A 5,483-nucleotide genomic window follows, 5' to 3' on the forward strand; every position below is an offset into this window, starting at 1 on the left:
GGCCGCCCTGACGGCGGCCTGCGGAGGCGGCGCTCTCGGCCGCACCGGCGACGACGGACGGACGGTCACCGTGACGGCCCTGGCGGCCTCCTCCCTCACCGACGTCCTCAGCGAGGCGGGCGCCGCCTACGAGGAGGAGCACCCCGGCGTACGGCTGCGCCTGTCCTTCGCCGGCTCCCAGGAGCTGGCCGCGCAGATCCGCCAGGGCGCGCCCGCCGATCTGGTCGTCACCGCCGACACCGTGACGATGGGGTCCCTGCGGGACTTCACCGGCCCGTCCACCGTGATCGCCCGCAACCGGCTCGTCATCGCCACCGCCCCCGGCAACCCCCTGGGCGTCGAATCACCGGACGACCTCGCCCGCGAGGAGGTGAAGGTGGTGCTCGCCGCCCCCGAGGTGCCCGCCGGGCGGTACGGGCAGCGGCTGCTGGAGCGGCACGGCGTCACCGTGCGCCCGGTCTCCCGGGAGCCGAGCGTGCGGGCCGTGCTGAGCAAGGTGGAGTTGGGCGAGGCGGACGCCGGGTTGGTGTACGCCACCGACGCCGCGGCCGCCGAAGGCCGCGTGGAAGCCGTGTCCGTGCCCGGCGGCTCCGCCGTGCGCTACCCCGCCGCGCCGCTGAAGGAAGCGGCCCGCCCCGGGCGGGCCGCGGACGTCATCGCCTGGCTGGGCTCCGAACCGGCCCGCCGTCTGCTGCGGGAAGCCGGTTTCACGCTGCCGTGAACCACCGCACCGCACCCCGTGTAAGCGACCGCGCGCCCGGCGCGCGCGCCCGCACACCCGCCGCGCTCGGCGTTCCCGCCGCGCTGGCGGCGGCCTTCCTCGCCGTACCCCTGGCCGGGGTGGTGGCCCACACGCCCTGGCGAGACCTGGCCGGGCAGCTCTCCTCACCCGACGTGGTCCGGGCGCTGGTGCTGTCCCTGCTGGTCTCCGTCCTCGCCCTGCTGCTCTCACTCGTCCTGGGCGTGCCGCTGGCGTGGCTGCTGGCCCGCACCGACCTCCCCGGCAAGGCCCTGGTGCGCTCCCTGGTGCTGCTGCCGATGGTGCTGCCGCCGACCGTGGCGGGCGTCGCCCTGCTGCGCGGCTTCGGCCGCGGCGGTCTGCTGGGCGGACCGCTGGAGGCGGTGGGGGTGACGCTGCCGTTCTCCACCGCGGGCGCGGTGGTCGCCGCGGCCTTCGTGGCGATGCCGTTCCTGGTCATCGGTCTGGAGGGGGCGCTGGCCGGGATCGACCCGCGTTACGAGGAGGCCGCCGCCACCATGGGCGCGACCCTTCCCCAGACCCTGCGGTACGTCACCCTGCCGATGGTGGCGCCCTCCCTGGCGGCGGGCGCCGCGCTGTGCTGGGCGCGGGCACTGGGCGAGTTCGGCGCGACGATCACCTTCGCGGGCAATCTGCCGGGGGCCACCCAGACCCTGCCGCTCCAGGTCTACCTGCTCCTCCAGCAGGACCCGGCCGCCGCGACCTCGGTCTCGCTGCTGCTGCTCGCCGTGGCGACGGCCGTCCTGATCGCGCTGCGCGGACGCTGGCTGGGCCACTCGCGCTGACACTCGGCGGGCCCGGGGACCTGCCGTCCCCGGGGCCGCCGTGTACGTTCGTCCCGCGCCCGTTCGCGAGCGCCGGTTCACCGGCCGCCGTGGCGTCAGTAGACCGGCTTCTCCGGCTCGATCTGGGTGACCCAGCCGACGACGCCGCCACCGACGTGGACGGCGTCGGAGAAGCCCGCGTTCTTCAGGACCGCGAGGACTTCCGCGCTGCGGACACCCGTCTTGCAGTGCAGGACGATCCGCTTGTCCTGGGAGAGCTCGCCCAGCGCGTTGCCCGTCAGGAACTCGTTCTTCGGGATCAGGCGCGCGCCCGGGATGGAGACGATCTCGTACTCGTTGGGCTCGCGGACATCGATGATGTCGATGTCCTCGCCCTCGTCGATCCACGCCTTGAGCTGCCGCGGGGTGATGGTCGAGCCCATCGCGGCCTGCTGGGCCTCGTCGGAGACCACACCGCAGAACGCCTCGTAGTCGATCAGCTCGGTGACCGTCGGATTCTTGCCGCAGACCGCGCACTCGGGGTCCTTGCGGACCTTGACCTGGCGGTAGGTCATCTCCAGGGCGTCGTAGATCATCAGGCGGCCGAGCAGCGGCTCGCCGATGCCCGCCAGGAGCTTGATCGCCTCGGTGGTCTGGACAGAGCCGACGGACGCGCACAGCACGCCCAGCACGCCGCCCTCGGCGCAGCTCGGGACCATGCCCGGCGGCGGGGGCTCGGGGTACAGGCAGCGGTAGCACGGCCCGTGCTCGGACCAGAAGACCGACGCCTGGCCGTCGAAGCGGTAGATCGAGCCCCACACGTACGGCTTCTTCAGCAGCACGCATGCGTCGTTGACCAGGTAGCGGGTGGCGAAGTTGTCGGTGCCGTCCACGATCAGGTCGTAGCCGGCGAAGATCTCCATCACGTTGGAGGAGTCCAGCCGCTCGGTGTGGAGGTTGACCTTCACGTACGGGTTGATCCCGAGCACCGTGTCCCGCGCGGACTCGGCCTTGGGCCGGCCGATGTCCGCCTGGCTGTGGATGATCTGACGCTGGAGGTTGGACTCGTCGACCTCGTCGAACTCGATGATGCCGAGCGTGCCCACGCCGGCGGCCGCCAGGTACATCAGGGTGGGCGATCCGAGGCCGCCCGCGCCCACGCAGAGCACCTTGGCGTTCTTCAGACGCTTCTGCCCGTCCATCCCGACATCCGGGATGATCAGGTGACGGGAGTATCTGCGGACCTCGTCGACAGTGAGCTCGGAGGCCGGTTCGACCAAAGGTGGCAGCGACACGGAGACCTCAACAGGGTTGGTCGGTGGACGGTTGTTCCTTCGGCAACACTGCCACGCCCGATCTCATTCCGAGACACCCGGTCCGAGACGCGAGACGATGTCGTCCCAGTAGCCGGGCACGGCCTCCCAGGGGTCCACGGCCTCTCCCCGTCGCCCGCGACGGGTGCGGTCGGTGAACCAGACGGTGCCCGCCCCCTGCCAGCGCGCGATGCGCACCGCCTCCTCCAGATGGGTGCGCGGCACCCCGTGCACCAGGTGGCAGAAGCGTTCCGGCGGGTGGTCCGCCGTCCACTCGGCCACCTGCGACCATCGGTAGTCCGCCCACGCCCCGGAGAACGTCACGAGCTGGTCGCCCGCCTCCGCGTAGCCGGCGAAGGGATGGGTGCCGTGCCCGAGGACGATGTGGGCGCCCCCGCCCAGGGCACGCAGCGCGGCCGTCACCCGGCACACCTCCGGCAGGGCGGCGCGGTCGCCCGGGCAGCGGTCCAGATAGAAGCCGTCCACCCCGTACCAGTCGAGGAAGCGGTGCGCGTCGTGGACCAGCGGGCCGAAGTCGCGGGTGCCGTGCCGCAGGTCCACACGGCCCAGCACGCGCACCCCGGCCTCGCGCAGCCCGGCGGCCGCCGCCGCGCAGTACGGGTCGGAGCGCTCCCCCGGCCCGCGGGCCACGTCGAGGACCGCCCAGTGCACCGGCGCGCCCGGGCGGGTCAGCTCGGCCCACTCCACGGGCGCTACCATCGGGTGCGCGTAGCCGGGCACCCCGACGCCGAGGCGGCCGGGTGCCGAGGCGGCCGGACCGCGCCGGCCGGAACTGGTCAGATACGGCATGCCGCCTCCATCCAGATGTCCGCGAGCGACTCCTCCAGACCGATCCGGGGCCGCCACCCGAGCCGGTCGCGCGCGCTGCGCACGTCCGCCTGCTGCCAGGGGCCGCAGCCGTCTGGGTACGGGGGCACCTGCGGACCGCCGCCCACCGCGTGCTGGTCGTCCATCTCCTGCACCCCGCCGGTGTGGCCGGTCACCCGGCCCAGCACGGAGACCGCCTCGCGCAGCCGCACCGCGCGGCCGGAACCGATGTTGACCACGCCCTGCGCGGCCGACAGGGCGGCGGCGTGCACCGCCCTGGCCACGTCCCGCACGTCCACGAAGTCGCGCTGGACGGCCAGCCCGGCCAGCCTGAGCTCCCCGTCGCCCTGCTGCATCACCCGGCGCATCGCCTCCGCCAGCCGTCCCAGCGGCGAACCGGTGGGGGTGCCGGGGCCGACCGGGGAGAAGACGCGCAGCACGATGGCGTCCAGCCCGGAGCCCAGCACCAGCTCGCTGGCGGCGAGCTTGCTGACGCCGTACGGACTGCCGGGCCGCGGCACCGCGTCCTCTCCGGTGGAGGAGCCGGCCGGGGAGGGCCCGTACTCGGCGGCGCAGCCCAGGTGGACCAGCCGGGCCCCGCAGCCGCTGCGGCGCAGCGACTCGCAGACGGTGGCGGTGGCCACGGTGTTGTGCCGGATCAGGTCCCGTGCGCCGCCGCGGGTGGTGCCGGCGCAGTTGACGACGACGCCCGGGTGGACCGCGTCCAGGAAACGGGTGAGCGCTCCGGGGCTGCCGGTGGACAGGTCGAAGCGGACGTCGGCGTCGTCGCCCCGGCCCAGCGCCGTGAGCTGGACGGCGGGGTCGGCGAGCAGGCGGTCGGCCACATGACGGCCGAGGTATCCGTTCGCGCCGATCAGCAGGACTCTCATCGGGCGTCCCCCCGCACTGCTGCGGTGACGCCGGTGGTGCGCAAAACGGTCATCGGGTGTGCTCCTTGTTCGATGGTGCGCGGCGCGCGAGGGTGTGCACGCCAGCGGAGGAGGTCGAGAGGGGGGAGGGGCCGGGCGCCGGGTCACGGCTCCTCCCGGTGGTGGGCGGACGCGCCGGTGAGGCGGGAGGTGGCGAATGCCGACAGGACCAGGGCCGCGCAGGCGCAGGCCGCGGCGGACACGGCCGCCGGCCCCCAGGCGGCGGCCGGCGCCTCCACCAGGCGGCCCGGGAACGCCGTGCGGAAATGCCCGGAGGCCGCCGCCGCGGCGAGCGCCGCGGCTTCCAGCGCGCAGGCCGCGACGACGCCTCCCGCGGCGACCGCCGGGAAGCCGTGGGCGGACAGCAGCAGGGCGATGAACAGCAGGATGCCCAGCGCGGCGGCCTCGGCGAGCCGTGCGCCCTCCGGGCCGGCCGCACCGCCGGGAAGGCCGCCGTCCACGACCGCGTGCGCCACGGCCAGCGCCGCGAGCAGGCTGACCGTGAACAGTGCGACGGCGGCGGCGAGCAGCGGACGCGTCCGGGCCGCGAACTCCCGCAGGCCGCGGCTGGCGCCCAGCCGCAGCCTCGCCCGTGCGGCGAACCAGCGCGCCCACCACACGGCGGGTGCGACGGCCAGCGCCAGACCCAGCGGCACGCACCACTCGCCCGGGAGGGCGTCCGCCTCGGGCACCCGTCCGTCCAGGGCCCAGGCCAGGGGACGGCCGCCGGCCAGCGCGTGCCCGACCAGCAGGCAGCCGCCCAGCACAGCGGTCCGGCTCAGGCCCGTACCGCGCAGGCACAGCCGTACCGACAGCAGGACGAGCAGGACCCCGGCCATGCCGGCGGCGGTACGGGCGGACGCCGGAAGACCCTCGGTCAGGGCGTGCG

At 74.7% G+C, this 5,483-nt stretch carries 5 protein-coding genes and 1 pseudogene; 2 read left to right on the top strand and 4 right to left on the bottom strand.

Annotated features, from left to right (window positions below; all coding sequences use genetic code 11):
* Nucleotides 1-7: 7 nt before the first annotated feature.
* Complete coding sequence (gene modA, locus LJ221_RS23080; protein ID WP_241718646.1) at nt 8-721, top strand: molybdate ABC transporter substrate-binding protein; 714 nt, start codon at nt 8-10, stop codon at nt 719-721.
* On the top strand, nt 718-1,545 hold the full coding sequence (locus LJ221_RS23085) for an ABC transporter permease (RefSeq protein WP_374228541.1): 828 nt from the start codon (nt 718-720) through the stop codon (nt 1,543-1,545). The genes modA and LJ221_RS23085 overlap by 4 nt, the downstream gene beginning before the upstream one ends.
* A gap of 95 nt (nt 1,546-1,640) precedes the next feature.
* Here the strand turns inward: LJ221_RS23085 and moeZ are convergent, their stop codons facing one another.
* The 4 genes and pseudogenes from moeZ to LJ221_RS23105 all read right to left on the bottom strand — a co-directional run.
* Nucleotides 1,641-2,819: an adenylyltransferase/sulfurtransferase MoeZ gene (gene moeZ / locus LJ221_RS23090; RefSeq protein ID WP_241718643.1), complete on the bottom strand. Its 1,179-nt coding sequence runs from the start codon at nt 2,817-2,819 to the stop codon at nt 1,641-1,643.
* 63 nt (nt 2,820-2,882) lie between these two features.
* Complete coding sequence (locus LJ221_RS23095) at nt 2,883-3,647, bottom strand: spherulation-specific family 4 protein (RefSeq protein WP_241718644.1); 765 nt, start codon at nt 3,645-3,647, stop codon at nt 2,883-2,885.
* Nucleotides 3,635-4,555: an NAD(P)-dependent oxidoreductase gene (locus LJ221_RS23100; RefSeq protein ID WP_241718645.1), complete on the bottom strand. Its 921-nt coding sequence runs from the start codon at nt 4,553-4,555 to the stop codon at nt 3,635-3,637. The genes LJ221_RS23095 and LJ221_RS23100 overlap by 13 nt, the downstream gene beginning before the upstream one ends.
* 143 nt (nt 4,556-4,698) lie before the next feature.
* A pseudogene (locus LJ221_RS23105) lies at nt 4,699-5,483 on the bottom strand (hypothetical protein); the annotation flags it as partial.

Source organism: Streptomyces sp. CNQ085 (genome assembly GCF_022614595.1).
Classification (GTDB): domain Bacteria; phylum Actinomycetota; class Actinomycetes; order Streptomycetales; family Streptomycetaceae; genus Streptomyces.

Excerpts from the sequence above, each read along its gene's own strand:
- LJ221_RS23095 (WP_241718644.1), bottom strand. The coding sequence starts at position 3,647 with ATGCCGTATCTGACCAGTTCCGGCCGGCGCGGTCCGGCCGCCTCGGCA.
- LJ221_RS23100 (WP_241718645.1), bottom strand. The coding sequence starts at position 4,555 with ATGAGAGTCCTGCTGATCGGCGCGAACGGATACCTCGGCCGTCATGTG.